This is a genomic window from Actinacidiphila acidipaludis (assembly GCF_019890725.1).
In the GTDB taxonomy this organism is placed as follows: domain Bacteria; phylum Actinomycetota; class Actinomycetes; order Streptomycetales; family Streptomycetaceae; genus Actinacidiphila; species Actinacidiphila acidipaludis.
Genome location: NZ_JAINZZ010000011.1, coordinates 42,941 through 58,245 on the forward strand (window position 1 = coordinate 42,941; position 15,305 = coordinate 58,245).

Sequence of the window (15,305 nt, forward strand, 5' to 3'; positions counted from 1 at the left end):
GGACACCCCCGGTCCGCAATCAGGGCGGTCGCGGCCCGGGGGGACGCGTCAGGCCGCGGGCGGTCCGAGGCGCCGGTGCGGGCTGGGCGGCACGGGGTGGATCGGGGTGCGGGCGCCGGTGAGCGGCGCGCCGGAGCCGCCGTAGCGGTGCGCGACGATCTCGGCGGCGATGGACAGCGCCGTCTCCTCGGGCGTGCGTGCTCCCAGGTCGAGCCCGATCGGCGAGTGCAGGCGGCTGAGGTCGAGCTCCCCCAGGCCCGCGTCGCGCAGCTTGTCGAGGCGTTCCAGGTGGGTGCGGCGCGAGCCCATCGCCCCGACGTAGGCGACCGGCAGCCGCAGGGCCCGCTGCAGCAGCGGCACGTCGAACTTCGCGTCATGGGTGAGCACGCAGATCGCCGTGCGGCCGTCCAGCCGCCCGGCCTGGACCTCGCGGTCCAGATAGCGGTGCGGCCAGTCCACCACGAGCTCGTCGGCCTCCGGGAAGCGCAGCGGGGTGGCGAACACCGGCCGCGCGTCGCACACGGTCACCCGGTACCCGAGGAACCGCCCGGCCCGCACCAGCGCCGCCGCGAAGTCGATCGCCCCGAAGACCAGCAGCCGCGGCGGCGGCACGCTGGACTCGACGAGCAGCGTCAGCGGCTCCCCGCACCGGCTGCCGTCGGCGCCGATCGTGACCGTGCCGGTGCGGCCCGCCTCCAGCATGGCGTGGGCCTCGGCGCCGGCCGTCCGGTCGCGCTCCGGATCGCCGAGCGAGCCGTCGCGGGTGCCGTCGCCGCGGACCAGCAGGGCGCGGCCCAGCAGGTCCGCGGGCCCGCCGACGACCCGGGCGACCGCCGCCGCCTCGCCCGCGACGGACGCGGCGAGCGCGCCGGCCAGCTCCGGGCGGGCGGCGGGGTCGACCCGCTGGATGAGGATGTCGAGCTCGCCGCCGCAGGTCAGGCCGACCGCGAAGGCGTCCTCGTCGGAGTAGCCGAAGCGTTCGAGGAGAGTGCCGGGGCCGTCGCCGGACAGTGCCTCGCGGCACAGGTCGTAGACGGCGCCCTCCACGCACCCGCCGGACACGCTGCCGATCACGTTGCCCTCGCCGTCGACCGCGAGCGCCGCGCCGGGCTGCCGCGGGGCGCTGCCGCCGGTGGCGACGACCGTCGCCACGGCGAAGGGCAGGCCGCGTCCGCACCAGCGGTGCAGCTCCTCGGCGATGTCCAGCATGGGGCTCAACTCCTCGTGACGTCCGGTGCCTGCTCGTCGGAACGGGACCGGCTACCCGACCCCGAGCCAGGCCTCGATGGGATGCAGGGCGAAGTAGACGCAGAAGACGGCCGTCAGGATCCACATGAAGATCCCCGGCTCGCGCCACTTGCCCTGGGCGGCCTTGATCGCGGTCCAGGACACGACACCCGCTCCGACACCCGCGGTGATCGAGTACGTGAAGGGCATGAGCGCCACGGTCATGAAGACCGGCACCGACACCGACCGGTCGGACCAGTCGACGTGCCGGGCGTTGCTCATCATCATCGCACCGATGACCACCAGAGCGGCGGCCGCGACCTGGCCGGGGACGATCTGCGCGAGCGGGGTGAAGAACAGCCCGAGCGCGAAGAGGACGCCGGTGACCACGGACGACAGGCCGGTGCGGGACCCCTCGCCGACGCCGGTCGCCGACTCGATGAAGACGGTCTGCCCGGAGGCGCCCGCGACACCGCCGATGGCCCCGCCGGCGCCGTCGATGAACAGCGCCTTGGACAGGCCCGGCATCCGGCCGCGCGCGTCGGCCAGCCCGGCCTCGGTGCCCACGCCGATGATCGTGGCCATCGCGTCGAAGAAGCCGGCCAGCACCAGGGTGAAGACGATCACCCCGACGGTCATGCCGCCGATCGACCCCCAGCCGCCGAACTCCACGTGCCCGAAGAGTGAGAAGTCCGGCATGGAGACGGCGCTGCCCTGCAGCCTGGGCGCGCTGCCTCCCCAGTCGGCGGCGGTCAGGTGTCCGGCGGCGTTGACGATCACGGCGAGTACCGTCCCGGTGACGATGCCGATCAGGATGGCACCGGGGATGTTGCGGGCCTGCAGCATGAAGATGAGCAGCAGCGTGACACAGAACAGCAGGACCGGCCAGCCGGCGAGCCGGCCGCCGGCGCCGAGGGTGACGGGGGCGCTGCCGTGCGGGTCGCCCTTGCCCACGAACCCGGCGTTGACCAGCCCGATCATCGCGATGAACAGGCCGATGCCGATGGTGATGCCGTGCTTGAGGGCGAGGGGTATCGCGTTCATCACGATCTCCCGCAGCCCGGTGACCACCAGCAGCACGATCACGCCGCCGTAGATGACGCACATCCCCATGGCCTGCGGCCAGGTCATGTTGGGCGCGACCTGGGTGGAGATGACGCCGGCGACGCTGAGTCCGGCGGCGAGGGCCAGCGGGACCTTGCCGACGAAGCCCATCAGGAGGGTGGACACCGCCGCCGCGAGCGCGGTCGCGGTGATCAGTGCGGCGTGCGGCAGCTTGTGGCCGTCCGCGTCCGGGCCGGACAGCAGGAGCGGGTTGAGCAGCAGGATGTAGCACATCGCCATGAAGGTCGTGATGCCGCCGCGTACCTCGCGGGGGACCGACGAGCCTCGGTCGGAGATGTGGAAGTACCGGTCGAGCCACGATCTTCCGGCGGGGACACGCGAGCCGGGGCCCGCGTCCTCCGCCGCGGTGCGCGGCTCCACTGGCGTCTGGGTCATGGTGCCAACTCCCAAGGTTCACAGGGGCACCCGCACAGCTGTGCGGGATTTGGGATGCTGCTTGGCCTGCACGACCCGGGGGACGGCCCGAGGCGAACGATTGCCTTGCCGCCGTCCGGGGAGCGCGGCGCCCGTGATGGCCGCGCCCCGGACGGAGTTCCTACGATCCGGTGAGGTGCTCGGGCCGGACCGGCGTCCTGTTCAGCTCCAGCCCGGTCGCCTGCCGGATGGCGGCGAGGACGGCGGGGGTGGAGGACAGGGTCGGGGCCTCGCCGATGCCGCGCAACCCGTACGGGGCGTGCTCGTCGGCCAGTTCGAGGACGTCGACCGGGATGGTCGGCGTGTCGAGGATGGTGGGGATCAGGTAGTCGGTGAAGGACGGGTTGCGGACCTTGGCGGTGACCGGGTCGACGATGATCTCCTCCATCACCGCGACGCCGAGGCCCTGCGTGGTGCCGCCCTGGATCTGCCCGACGACCGACAGCGGGTTGAGCGCCTTGCCGACGTCCTGCGCGCAGGCCAGTTCGACCACCTTGACCAGCCCGAGCTCGGTGTCGACCTCGACGACGGCGCGGTGCGCGGCGAAGGAGTACTGCACATGGCCGTTGCCCTGGCCGGTGCGCAGGTCGAACGCCTGGGTGGGCCGGTGCCGGAACTCCAGTTCCAGCTCGACCGCCTCGCCCTCCAGGACGTCGGCGAGGTCGGCGAGCGCCTCGCCGCCGTCGGTGACGACCTTGCCCGCCTCCAGCAGCAGTTCGGCGGTGGCCCACGCCGGGTGGTAGGTGCCGAACTTGCGCCGGCCGATGTCCAGCACCTTCTCCCGGACGGCCTCGCAGGTGTTCTTCACCGCGCCGCCGGTCATGTAGGTCTGCCGGGAGGCGGAGGTGGAACCGGCCGAGCCGACCTGGGTGTCGGCGGGCTGGATGGTCACCTGGGTGACGCCCAGCTCGGACCGGGCGATCTGGGCGTGCACGGTGACGCCGCCCTGCCCGACCTCGGCCATCGCGGTGTGCACGGTCGCCACCGGCTCGCCGTTGATGACCTCCATCCGCACGCGGGCGGTGGAGTAGTCGTCGAAGCCCTCGGAGAAGCCGACGTTCTTGATGCCGACCGCGTAGCCGACGCCGCGCACGACGCCCTCGCCGTGGGTGGTGTTGGACAGGCCGCCGGGCAGCGCGCGCACGTCGGCCCCCTCGGTGGTCTCCCACTGCCGCTCGGGCGGCAGCGGGCGGGACTTGACCCGGCGCAGCAGTTCGGCGACCGGCGCCGGCGAGTCCACGACCTGGCCGGTCGGCATGACCGTGCCCTGTTCCATGGCGTTGATCTGCCGGAACTCCACCGGGTCCAGACCGAGTTCGGCGGCGACCTTGTCCATCTGCGCCTCGTAGGCGAAGCACGCCTGGACCGCGCCGAAGCCGCGCATCGCCCCGCACGGCGGGTTGTTGGTGTAGAGCGCGACGGCCTCGATGTCGACGTCCTCGACGACGTACGGGCCGATGGACAGGGACGCGGCGTTGCCGACCACCGCGGGTGAGGCCGAGGCGTAGGCGCCGCCGTCGAGCACGATCCGGCACTTCACGTGGGTGAGCCGGCCGTCGCGGGTCGCGCCGTGCTCGTAGTGGAGCCTGGCCGGGTGGCGGTGGACGTGGCCGAAGAACGACTCGAAGCGGTTGTAGACGATCTTGACCGGCTTGCCGGTGCGCAGCGCCAGCAGGCAGCCGTGGATCTGCATCGACAGGTCCTCGCGCCCGCCGAACGCGCCGCCGACGCCGGACAGCGTCATCCGGACCTTCTTCTCCGGCAGGCCCAGCACCGGCGCGATCTGCCGCAGGTCGGAGTGGAGCCACTGCGTCGCCACGTACAGGTCGACGCCGCCGTCCTCGGCGGGCACCGCGAGTCCGGACTCCGGGCCGAGGAACGCCTGGTCCTGCATGCCGAAGACGTAGTCGCCGGTGACGATCACGTCGGCCCGGGCGGCGGCGGCCGCCGCGTCGCCGCGGACGATCGGCTGGCGGTGCACGATGTTGGGGTGCGGGACGTGGCCGCTGTGGTGGTCGTCGCGGTGCTCGTGGACCAGCACGGCGTCCGGGCCGGTCGCGGACGCCTCGTCGGTGACGATCGGCAGTTCCTCGTACACGACGCGGATCTTCGCCGCCGCCCGGCGGGCGGTCTCCGGGTGGTCGGCGGCGACCAGCGCCACCGGCTCGCCGTGGTGGCGGACCTTGCCGTGGGCCAGCACCGGGGTGTCCCGGATCTCCAGGCCGTAGTGCTTCACCTCGGTCGGCAGGTCGTCGTAGGTCAGCACCGCGTAGACGCCGGAGGTGGCCAGCGCCTCCGCGGTGTCGATGGACGCGATCCTGGCGTGGGCGACGGTGCTGCGCAGGGTGTAGCCCCACAGCATGTCCTCGTGCCACAGGTCGGAGGAGTAGGCGAACTCGCCGGTGACCTTGAGGATCCCGTCGGGACGCAGCGTGGACTCGCCGATGCCGCCCTTGGTCAGGCCGTCCTGGGTGCCCTGGGTCAGGCTGGTGGGCGTGCGGCCGGGGGCGGTCGCGGCCCGGGTCCGGTGCGCGGTCATGCTCACACCGCCTCTCCGGTACGGGCGGCCGCCAGGCGGACCGCGTCCAGGATCTTCTCGTAGCCGGTGCAGCGGCACAGGTTGCCCGACAGGGCCTCGCGGATGTCGCCGTCCGTCGGCTCGGGGTTGCGTTCCAGCAGTTCGTCGGCGGCGACCAGCAGACCGGGGGTGCAGAACCCGCACTGCACGGCGCCGGCGTCGACGAACGCCTGCTGCACGGTGGACAGCCGGCCGTCCTCCCCCGCCAGTCCCTCGACGGTGACGACCTCGCGGCCCTCGGCCTGGCCGGCCGCGACCAGGCACGAGCAGACCGGCACGCCGTCCAGCCGGACGGTGCACGAGCCGCACTCACCCTGCTCGCAGGCGTTCTTGGAGCCCGGCAGGCCCATCCGCTCGCGCAGCACGTACAGCAGGGACTCGCCCTCCCAGACGTCGTCCGCCTCCTGCCTGCGGCCGTTGACGGTGAAGGTCACGCGCATGGCTGGTTCCTCTCGTCCTGCTGCTTGCCGCGGTACTGCTCCCAGGTCCAGCCGAGGGTGCGGCGGGCCATCACGGCCAGCGCGTGCCGCCGGTAGGACGCGGTGCCGCGCACGTCGTCGATCGGGTTGGCGGCGCCGGCCACCAGGTCGGCGAACTGCCGTGCCACCGCGGGCGGTACGGCCTTGCCGTTGTCCCAGAAGCCGCCCTCCTCCAGGGCCGCGGTGAGGAACTCCTCAGCGGTCGTGGCGCGGATCGGGGTCGGGGCGGCCGAGCCGATGCCGGTGCGGACCGTGCGCGTGTCGGGGTGGAGCGCGATGCCGAACGCGCAGACGGCGATGACCATGGCGTTGCGGGTGCCGACCTTGGAGAACTGCTGCGGTCCTGTGGCCTTCTTCAGGCGCACCGCGCGGATCAGCTCGTCCGGGGCGAGCGCGTTGCGCTTCACGCCGAGGTAGAAGTCGTCGATCGGGATCATGCGGGTGCCGCGGACCGACACCGCCTCGACCTCGCCGCCGCCGGCCAGCAGCGCCGGATGGGCGTCGCCGGCCGGCGAGGCGGTGCCGAGGTTGCCGCCGACGCCGCCGCGGTTGCGGATCTGCGGGGAGGCGACCGTGTGGGCGGCGAGCGCCAGCCCCGGCAGTTCGGCGCGCAGGGACTCCATGATCCGGCTGTACGGCACGGAGGCGCCGAGCGTCACGGTGTCCTCGCCGACCTCCCACTCCTGGAGCTCGGCGACGCGGTTCAGGTCCATCAGGTACTCGGGCCTGCGGTGGTCGAAGTTGATCTCGACCATCACGTCCGTGCCGCCCGCGATGGGCACGGCTGAGGGGTGCTCGGCCTTGGCGGCGAGCGCCTCCTGCCATGTGGCGGGACGCAGGAAGTCCATGGGGTCTCTTCTCGGTCTCTCGTCGGCCGCGCCGGCGGTCCGGACGCCCCGGGGGTCCCGGGGAATCCGCGGCGGGCGGGTGGAGCGTTGCGGAGGGGAGGTGCGGGGTGAGGAGGAGAGGGCGGTGGAGCCGGGGCCCTCCTCTGGAGCCATTCACGCGGTGTGGCCTCAGTACACGGCCGTGCGGCCGTCCGGGTGCAGTCACTGAAACCATGAAGCACTTGGCTGGCCAGGCCGTGGGTCTTGTAGATTCCTCCTAAAGGGTTCGTCCGGAAACCTCACCGCTTCCCACCGGTCACACCGGTGGACCAGCGGCGCCGACTTCGGACGGGGCTTCCCCACCGTGCACCCCGCACGGCCCACGCACCTCCACGACAAGGCGACGACGATGCGGCTCCGCGCACTGCTGGACACCGACGCTCTGGGCCTGCGCCTGCTCAGCGGCGCGGACGAGCTCGACCGGACGGTCCGCGGTGTCATGACCACCGACCTGCGCGACCCCAGCCGCTACCTCAACGGCGGCGAACTGGTCCTCACCGGCCTGGCCTGGCGGCACGGGCCCGAGGACTCCGAGCCGTTCGTCCGGATCCTGGCCGCGGCGGGCGTCGCGGCCCTCGCGGCGGGCGAGGCGGAGCTCAGCGCGATCCCGGACGACCTCGTCACGGCCTGCACCCGCAACCGCCTGCCGCTGTTCGCCGTCGACGAGCAGGTCGCGTTCGCGACGGTCACCGAGTACGTGGTCCGGCAGGTCTCCGGCGAGCGGGCCGGGGACCTCGCGGCGGTCGTCGACCGGCACCGCCGGCTGATGTCCGCGGGACCCGCCGGCGGCGGCCCCGACGCGGTGCTCGACCTGCTCGGCAGCGACCTGGACCTGCACGCCTGGGTGCTGTCCTCCACCGGCCGCGAGATAGGCGGGTCCGGCTACCCGCTGCCCGCCGCGGTCCGGGCGGAGCTGGCCGGCGCCCAGCAGGCCGCGTCCCGCACCGGACGCCCGGCCCCGCACCGGGTGGCCGCCCAGGGCGGCCGGGTCTACTCGCTCTTCCCGGTCCGCGCGGGCGAGGGCGGCACGGACATCCGGGCCAGCGTGCTCTCCGACTGGTTCCTCGCGGTGGAGGCCGACGCCGGCGAGTGGCCGGCCGAGCGACTCGACCTGCTGCACGGGGTGACGCAGCTGATCGCCGTGGAACGCGACCGGAGGGACGCGGCGCGCACGATGCGGCGGCGGCTGGCCGCGGAGGTCTTCGAGCTCGTGCAGGGCGGGGCGCCGCCCGCGGAGATCGGCGCCCGGCTGCGCGCCGCGGCGCCCGTGCTGATGCCCGGCGTGGCCGGGGAGCCGCAGTGGCAGATCGTGGTCGCCCGGGTGGACTGGGCCGACTCCGACGTGCCGCCGGGCCCGGTGGCGCAGGCGCTGCTGGAGGAGGCGCTGGCGGACCCGGCGGCGGCCGGACCCGAGGATGCCGACCGGATCGCCGTCGCACACACCGAGGACAAGGCGATGGCACTGGTGCCGCTGGTCCGGCGGCCCTCCGAGGGCGCGGACGGCGCCGACGGCGCGGAGGACGCGGAGCCCGAGCCCCTGGCGGCCGAACAGCTCCAGCAGGCACTGCGCGGGCCGCTGTCCCGCGGCCTGGGCGAGGACGGCCGGCTGACGATCGGCGTCAGCGCGGCCGTGCACTCGCCCGAGGGGCTGCGCGGCGCCCTGGAGGAGGCCCGGCACGCCCGCCGGGTCGCCGCCGCCCGCGGGGGCCGGGTGTGCGTGGCCGGCCACGAGGAGCTGGCCTCCCACGTCCTGCTGCTGCCGTTCGTCCCGGACGACGTACGGCGGGCGTTCACCGCCCGCCTGCTGGACCCGCTCCGCGCCTACGACCGCAGGCACCGGGCCGAGCTGATCCCCACGCTGGAGGCGTTCCTGGAGTGCGACGGCTCATGGACCCGCTGTGCTGCGCGGCTCCACCTCCACGTCAATACGCTCCGCTACCGGGTGGGGCGGATCGAGCAGCTCACAGGTCGCGACCTGTCCCGCCTCGAGGACAAACTCGACTTCTTCCTTGCCCTCCGCCTCAGCTAACCCCTCGCCTCCCGCTCGGGGCCCGCCCCCGAATCACGTGCCGCCGCCCCTTGACCGGCTTCCGGGCTGCCCCCGGGCCGCCGTTCCCGTCCTTCGCCCGGTGGTGGGTTGCTCGCGCTGGGGCCACCTCCCGGACGGAGTCTGGGGGACCTCGCGCCCCTGGATCACGTGCCGTTCGTCCACACGTTGGGGGCAGTACGGAAGCGTCTCCTCGGACTTGTGCGTGACCGTTTGTCCGTAGGAAGTCCCGGGCGGATGCACAAGTCCTTGCGGGGAGCGCTTCCTCCCCACCCCCTGGTCGTCCATGGGGTGGGGAGGCCTGGGCAGTACGGCGGTACCCCTGGACTGCCCCTGCGGCCACTTTCACTGCCAGGGGGTGGGGAGGAAGCGCTCCCCGCAGGAATGTGCATCCGCCCGACCAGCCAATTCGTAAGTAGCCGCCATGCACAGTCCGAGGAGACGCTTCCGGACTGCCCCCGACAAGTGGACGAACGGCAAGCGATAACAGGGGCGCGGGGTCCCCCAGGCTCCGCCCGCAAGCTGCCCCCAGCGCGACAAGCCACAGCCGGCCGGCAGACGGCAAACAAGGGCCAGGGGCACCCCCGAAGCCGAGGGCACAGGGCGACCCGCAGAGATGGCCAGGCGAGCCCAGCCCGCCAAGGGCGACCCGCAGAGATGGCCGGGCGAGCCCAGCCCGCCAAGGGCGAGCCTCAGGGCGCCATCGCCGGAGCCAACCACGTGGGAATGCCGTTGAGCAGCGCATAGAGCCGCGCCGCCTCACCACGGAGGCGCCCCGCCTCCTCCTCCCCCGCCACATCCGCCAGCGCCAGCAACGCTGGCGCCGTACCGACCAGATGCCCGAGCGCCACCCGAATCCGCAGGGACTCGGCGAATCCGTGCCGCGCCTCGGCCATGTCCCCCTCGGCCGCCGCGAGCCCCGCGAGATGCCGCCACGTGAACGACGTGAGGAACGTGTCGCCGTGCGCCACGGCCCCGGCGTGCGCCCGCCGGTACGCCGCCCGCGCCGCCACCGCGTTGGCCGCGAGGTTCTCCGCCACCAGTCCGCGGCGGAAGTCCAGCAGCGGCCGCCCGGGCGACGCCGGGGACAGCAGCGCCGCACTCCGGCCGAAGGCCGACCGCGCCTCGTCGGCCCGGTCCCGGACCGAGAACAGGGTCGCCCCGTACGCCAGGTACCCGCGCTCGGAGGCGGCAGCACCCCGCTCCTCGTCGGTCGAGGCCAGCGCCTCGGCCTTGCGCAGCGCGTCCTCGGCCTCCGCCCACCCGGCGACGTGGTAGAAACACCCCTCGACCAGCAGTTCCGCCCTGCTCAGCGCCGCCCCGGCGTCGTCGTCGCAGAAGGGCGCCAGCAGCGCCGCCGCCTCCGCCCAGCAGCCGCGTGCGCGCAACCGCCAGACGTCCGGTGTCCCGACCACAGATTCCGACAGGGCGGTGTCTGCCACAGCTTCTCCCCCAAGCACGTCGTCGAGCCCGCGTGAGCAACAGTGGCCGAAGTCCAGCACGGGCAAGTGCCCCGCGCCAAGGGGTCGGAGATCACTTCTTGTGAACGGGATCACTTTCACGAGCGGACAAACCATCTCACCTTCGCGGCGCCCGGCGGGTGCGGAAACGGCGAAACGGCGAAACTCCGGCACGTGAATCGGGTACGCGAACCCGGCACCCGGGTCCGGCACCCGGGTACGGCAGCGGCCTATCCCCAGGCGGAGCCGGTGAAGTGCTCGCGGGCCAGCGCTTCCACGGTGACCACGTCACCGGCGATCAGCGCCTCCAGCAGCACACGGTGCTCGGTGGCGTCGGCGAGCAGCGCCCCCTGCCGCCCGCGCGGCACCTCCTGCGGCACCGGCCACTGCGCCCGCCGGTGGAGCTCGTCCGCGACGGAGACCAGGTGAACGTTGCCCGACAGCTCCAGCAGCGCCCGGTGGAACGCCCGGTCCGACTCCGCGTAGGCGGCCCGGTCGCCGCCGGCCGCGGCCGCGAGCGTCGCGTCGGCCAGCGGTCGCAGAACGAGCCACCGGGACGACGGCAGGCTGCGGGCGAGCCCCAGCACGACCGGCACCTCCAGCAGCGCCCGGACCTCGGCCAGCTCCCGCAGGTCGCGAGCCGTGCGCTCGGCGATCCGGAAGCCGCGGTTCGGCAGGATCTCGACCGCCCCGTCCTGGGCGAGGAGCTGCATGGCCTCCCGCACCGGCGTCGCGGAGACCCCGTAGCCGAGAGCCAGCGCCGGAGCGGAGTGCACCGACCCGGGAGCCAGGGACCCGTTGATGATCGCCGCGCGCAGCTCCCGCAGCACCTGGTCCCGTACCGACAGCCGTATCGGCGCGGCTCGCTCCACCGGGTCCTGCCCCTCCCGGCCTCCTTTCGGCCGTACGTCCGAGGCCACCCGTCACCCGGGCGGCGTACTGCCGTTAGGTTAAACCCCACCAGTGATCGCTAAGGTAAGCCTTACCATGCCAGCGACCTGCTCCTCCTCGTACGCACGGCTGTCGGCGGCCTTCCCGGGCCTGCATGTGACCGCCGGCACACCGCCGCGCGGTCCCGGCTGGGTCGGTGCGGCGGAGCTGGCGCGGGGCGGCCCGGAGCTGACCGCGTTCATCGCCGGGGACGCGGACCGCCTCACCGGGGAGCACGGCCGGACGCCGCGGCCCGACGTCGCGGCCGGCCTCGCACTGCACCGCTACCTCTGGCCCGCCTGCCTGCTCTTCACCGTGCCGTGGTTCCTGCACCGGCGGGTGCCCCGACTCCCCGTCGAGGACGTGGCGTTCCACCCGGCGACGGGCCGATTCGCCGTCGACACACGGCAGTTGACGGGACTGCTGGGCGACCCCGTGCTGCGCGGTCCCGGCCGGCACGCGACCGTGCGCACCGAGGACGCGCTGCGCGGCGCGTTGCGCGCGGCACTGGCCGAGCATCTGACGCCGGTGCTGCGGGGGTTCGCCCCGCACGTGCGGCGCGGTCCGCGCACCCTGTGGCGCAACGCGACCGACGAGGTCGCCGAAGGGCTGTGGTACATCGCGCGGTTGCTCGGCGAGGAGGACCGCGCGGTCGCCGAACTGCGCGCCCTGCTGCCGGCCGGCGCCCGCTTCGGCACCGGCGGCTCAGCGGCCTCCCGGGCACCCGGGGGCCCGGCGCGCACCCGCCTCACATGCTGCCTGTTCTACACCGTGAGCCCCTCCGGCACCTGCGCCGGCTGCCCCCGCGCGACGGACGGCCCGCGGTTGCGGCACCCGGCGCACGCGGGATGATCGCGCACGCTACGATCTCGCTCAACTCAGCTGTTCTGGCACGACAGTTCGAGCACGCTCCTCGTACGCGTGCTCTTGCGCCATAACGTCTGCACGTATCCGCGCTTTTCGCGATGATGTCGGCCGTGAGCCGTCCCGCGGCCCGAGCGCGACGGAAGCGACACGAGGAATTCGCACATGAGAATGACCGACATATCGCTGGACTGGACGGTCTCGGCCGCCATCGGCCTGATCGTGCTCGCGGCCTGCGTCCTCGTGGTCCGCAACCGGCGCGAGTCCGGTGAGGACGCCACCACCGACTCGTGGGAGCGCAGCGAACAGCGTCGGCGCAAGAAGGAGGCGCTCTACGGCAGCGCCAGCTATGTGCTGCTGTTCTGCTGTGCCGCGGTGGCCGCGGCGCTCTCCTTCCACGGCCTGGTCGGCTTCGGCCAGGAGAACCTGGGGCTGAGCGGCGGCTGGGAGTACCTGGTCCCGTTCGGCCTGGACGGTGCCGCCATGTTCTGCTCGGTGCTCGCGGTGCGTGAGGCCAGCCACGGTGACGCCGCCCTCGGCTCGCGCCTGCTGGTGTGGCTGTTCGCGGGTGCCGCCGCCTGGTTCAACTGGGTGCACGCGCCGCGCGGGATGGGCCACGCCGGCGCGCCGCAGTTCTTCGCGGGCATGTCGCTGTCGGCCGCGGTGCTCTTCGACCGTGCCCTGAAGCAGACCCGCCGGGCGGCCCTGCGGGAGCAGGGACTGGTGCCGCGCCCGCTGCCGCAGATCCGCATGGTGCGGTGGCTGCGTGCGCCGCGCGAGACGTACGCCGCCTGGTCGCTGATGCTGCTGGAGGGTGTGCGGTCGCTGGACGAGGCGGTCGAGGAGGTCCGCGAGGACAAGCTGCAGCGCGAGCAGAACGCCATGCGGCGGCGTGACCACGAGCGCATGGAGCGCGCGAAGCTCAAGGCGCTCAGCCGCGGGCACCGCCCGTGGCCGCGCGGCGGCCGTGGCGGGCGCCAGGTGGAGCTGCCGGCGGGCAGCTCGGCGGGCGCCGGTCAGGCCGCATCGGAGCCTGCCATAGTGGCGACTCCGGAGCTGCCGGCGGGTGAACTGCCGGTGCGGGGCCGTCCGGCCCTGCAGCCCGTCCGTGAAGAGGTCGCGGCACCCTCCGCCGGCACCGTCGACCTGACGGCCGAGGACGACACGATGACGCTTCCGCGACTGGACTCGCTCGAGCGCAAACTCGCCGAGATGGAGCGGCAGTTCGGCTGACCTCAGCCGCTGTCCCCGCCGAAGTTCCGCCCGGCCTGACTGCCGGGCACGCCCTCGCCCGTCCGGCCCCGCCGGCTCGGGCGGGGGCTTCCTTCGTCCGCCCCCGGGTGCGTCCCGCGGGCAGCGCACGGAGCCTCAGGCGGCGCGGAGTTCGAACCAGACGACCTTCCCGGAGCCCCGGGGGCGCACCCCCCACGCGTCGGACAGCGCCTCGACCAGCAGCAGTCCGCGCCCGGACGTCCCGTGCTCCCCGGCGGCGGCCGACCTCGCCTCGTCCTGTGCCGCCCCCGCCGGGGGCCGCCGGGTGAGCGAATCCCCCACCTCTATGCGCAGCCGGTTCCCCGGCCCGGGCGACAGCGTCGCGGTCAGGTCCGCCCCTCCCCCGGTGTGCCGCAGCGCGTTGGTGACTAGCTCGGTGGTCAGCAGCTCCGCCGTGTCGACGAGCGCCGGCACTCCCCACCGCCGCAGGTTGTCCCGTAACAGTCTTCGCGTCTCGGCCACGGCGGGAAGGTCGGCCTTCCCCACCGAATGTCGCAGCCGGTGCCCCGTGATGTTCGTCGGACTCCCCCGTTCTGTCCGTGCTTCCTTCACTGGACTAGGCATGCCCACCTCGGGTGCGTCCACTCCCCGGCCCGGCCACTGCCTGCCGCGCCCCGGCGCACACGCGGCCGCCTCCTGCCACACGTCGGACGAATGTCCCGTCGGAGGTACCGAGTTGGGGCTCAGGCGTCCCAGACGGTCACCGCCGTACGGTCGTCGGCGTATCCCTTCACGCGGGTCTGGACGTCCGAGAGGTAGGCCGCCAGGCCGGGGACCGCTGCGCCACCCCAGCGCGCCGCCAGGTGCGTCGACAACTGCGGCTCGCCTCTGAGGGGTTCGGCCAGGCCGTCGCTGCACATCAGCAGAGCGTCGCCCGGCTGGGCCACGGTCGCCCGGAACCGGAAGGGCGCCGAGGCCTCGTCGGGCGCCAGGTCGAGGTCCTGCCAGGTCCCGCCGCGGATGCGGAACAGCCCGCCCTCCCCGACGCCGAAGAAGAGCCGGATCCGGCACTCGGGATCGGCGGGCAGCAGGAGGCAGCGCAGGGACGCGGTGTAGGCGCCCTCCTCCAGGCCCAGATCCTCACCCCGGGCGCGCAACCGGCCGTAGCAGCGGTCGGTCAGCCGGTGCAGCCCGGACTTCAGCGAGCCACGGCGGGCCGCCCGCAGATCCTCCGCCAGCCGGGCCCTGCTGCGTCCCACTGCTCCGGCCATCCAGCGCACGGTGTCCTGCGCCGCGCGGTGCGCCTCGTCCGACCCCCGCGCGCCGCTCGCCATGGCGACGAGCAGCAACGCGTCCTCGCCGCCGCCGAAGCGCGCGGTGAGCAGGGCGTCCCTGCGGGGCTGACCGCGGTACCGGGCTGAGTCGCCGCGCAGCGAGACGGTGCGCAGGGTGAGCCGGCCGTACCGGGCGCCGTCGAGCACGGTGTCGGGGACGAGGCCGTCCAGCCCGTCCGGGTCCGCCTCGGGCCAGGCCGTCGGCTCGGCCCCGTACGTCGGCGGGCGGCCGCCCACCACCTCGGGGTCGCCCACCTCCGGCCCGGCGATTCCGGCCCGCACGGCCTCGTCCGCCGCCACCCACCCCGGCGGCAGCTCCGGGGCCCAGCGCACTGGCCCCTCCACGAAGCGCGTGGGCCGCCCCTGAGTCGGCGCTTCCGTCGTGCTCTCGTCGGCGGCAGGCGGGGACGCGGCCGCAGCCTCCCGCTGTGACGCGGACGTCCCGTCTCCGTCCCGGGGTTCGGGAACGCATCCCGCGCCGCGCGCAACCTCGGTCTCGGGCCCGGACTCGGGCTGTACGTCCTCGCTCGCGGAGCTGGTCCCGTGCGTTGCCTCCGGCCCCGGATCGGCTGGATCGGCCCCGGAACCGGAACCAGGCGCAGGCTGGGGCTCGGGGCCGGCGCCCGAGGCGAACGGCGCTTCCGGCTGCGGCTCCTCGGCCTGGCGGTCAGCGTCCGCAGCCGGTTCGGGCGGAGCTTCGTGCCCACGATCCGCCCTCCATGTCTCCGGCTCGACCGACGCCGGGTGC

The 15,305-nt window shown here is 74.0% G+C and carries 12 protein-coding genes; 3 read left to right on the forward strand and 9 right to left on the reverse strand.

Features of this window, described 5'->3' with window-relative positions:
• Positions 1 to 48: 48 nt before the first annotated feature.
• From K7862_RS12395 to K7862_RS12415, 5 genes are all read right to left on the reverse strand, one after another.
• Positions 49 to 1,209, reverse strand: a complete 1,161-nt coding sequence (locus tag K7862_RS12395; RefSeq protein WP_222962571.1) for an XdhC family protein — start codon at positions 1,207 to 1,209, stop codon at positions 49 to 51.
• Between the two features lie 51 nt (positions 1,210 to 1,260).
• Entirely contained in the window at positions 1,261 to 2,727 is a 1,467-nt protein-coding gene (locus tag K7862_RS12400) for an NCS2 family permease (RefSeq protein ID WP_222962572.1), read from the reverse strand.
• Between the two features lie 160 nt (positions 2,728 to 2,887).
• The gene (locus tag K7862_RS12405; protein ID WP_222962573.1) at positions 2,888 to 5,305 is read right to left on the reverse strand and encodes a xanthine dehydrogenase family protein molybdopterin-binding subunit; all 2,418 of its coding nucleotides are present in this window, start codon (positions 5,303 to 5,305) and stop codon (positions 2,888 to 2,890) included.
• 2 nt (positions 5,306 to 5,307) lie between these two features.
• Positions 5,308 to 5,784 carry a (2Fe-2S)-binding protein gene (locus K7862_RS12410; RefSeq protein WP_222962574.1) on the reverse strand — a complete coding sequence of 159 codons (477 nt, stop codon included), beginning with the start codon at positions 5,782 to 5,784 and terminating at the stop codon, positions 5,308 to 5,310.
• Positions 5,775 to 6,671 carry an FAD binding domain-containing protein gene (locus tag K7862_RS12415; RefSeq protein ID WP_222962575.1) on the reverse strand — a complete coding sequence of 299 codons (897 nt, stop codon included), beginning with the start codon at positions 6,669 to 6,671 and terminating at the stop codon, positions 5,775 to 5,777. Before K7862_RS12415 ends, K7862_RS12410 begins: the two co-directional genes overlap by 10 nt.
• 388 nt (positions 6,672 to 7,059) lie before the next feature.
• On the opposite strand from K7862_RS12415, the gene K7862_RS12420 reads away from it, so the two are divergent.
• Entirely contained in the window at positions 7,060 to 8,739 is a 1,680-nt protein-coding gene (locus tag K7862_RS12420; RefSeq protein WP_222962576.1) for a PucR family transcriptional regulator, read from the forward strand.
• Between the two features lie 710 nt (positions 8,740 to 9,449).
• Here the strand turns inward: K7862_RS12420 and K7862_RS12425 are convergent.
• Both K7862_RS12425 and K7862_RS12430 read right to left on the reverse strand, forming a co-directional pair.
• Positions 9,450 to 10,199, reverse strand: a complete 750-nt coding sequence (locus tag K7862_RS12425) for a hypothetical protein (protein WP_222962577.1) — start codon at positions 10,197 to 10,199, stop codon at positions 9,450 to 9,452.
• 248 nt (positions 10,200 to 10,447) lie between these two features.
• Complete coding sequence (locus tag K7862_RS12430; protein ID WP_222962578.1) at positions 10,448 to 11,137, reverse strand: GntR family transcriptional regulator; 690 nt, start codon at positions 11,135 to 11,137, stop codon at positions 10,448 to 10,450.
• Positions 11,138 to 11,204: 67 nt separating this feature from the next.
• Between K7862_RS12430 and K7862_RS12435 the strand changes: the two genes are divergently transcribed.
• Positions 11,205 to 11,999 carry a (2Fe-2S)-binding protein gene (locus K7862_RS12435; protein WP_222962579.1) on the forward strand — a complete coding sequence of 265 codons (795 nt, stop codon included), beginning with the start codon at positions 11,205 to 11,207 and terminating at the stop codon, positions 11,997 to 11,999.
• Between the two features lie 177 nt (positions 12,000 to 12,176).
• Positions 12,177 to 13,244 (forward strand): DUF2637 domain-containing protein, encoded by a 1,068-nt coding sequence (locus tag K7862_RS12440; protein WP_222962580.1) that lies wholly within the window; start codon positions 12,177 to 12,179, stop codon positions 13,242 to 13,244.
• Between the two features lie 135 nt (positions 13,245 to 13,379).
• Here the strand turns inward: K7862_RS12440 and K7862_RS12445 are convergent, their stop codons facing one another.
• Positions 13,380 to 13,745: an ATP-binding protein gene (locus K7862_RS12445; protein WP_372461561.1), complete on the reverse strand. Its 366-nt coding sequence runs from the start codon at positions 13,743 to 13,745 to the stop codon at positions 13,380 to 13,382.
• Positions 13,746 to 13,966: 221 nt separating this feature from the next.
• Complete coding sequence (locus K7862_RS38200) at positions 13,967 to 14,890, reverse strand: protein phosphatase 2C domain-containing protein (RefSeq protein WP_308011946.1); 924 nt, start codon at positions 14,888 to 14,890, stop codon at positions 13,967 to 13,969.
• Positions 14,891 to 15,305 lie beyond the last annotated feature (415 nt).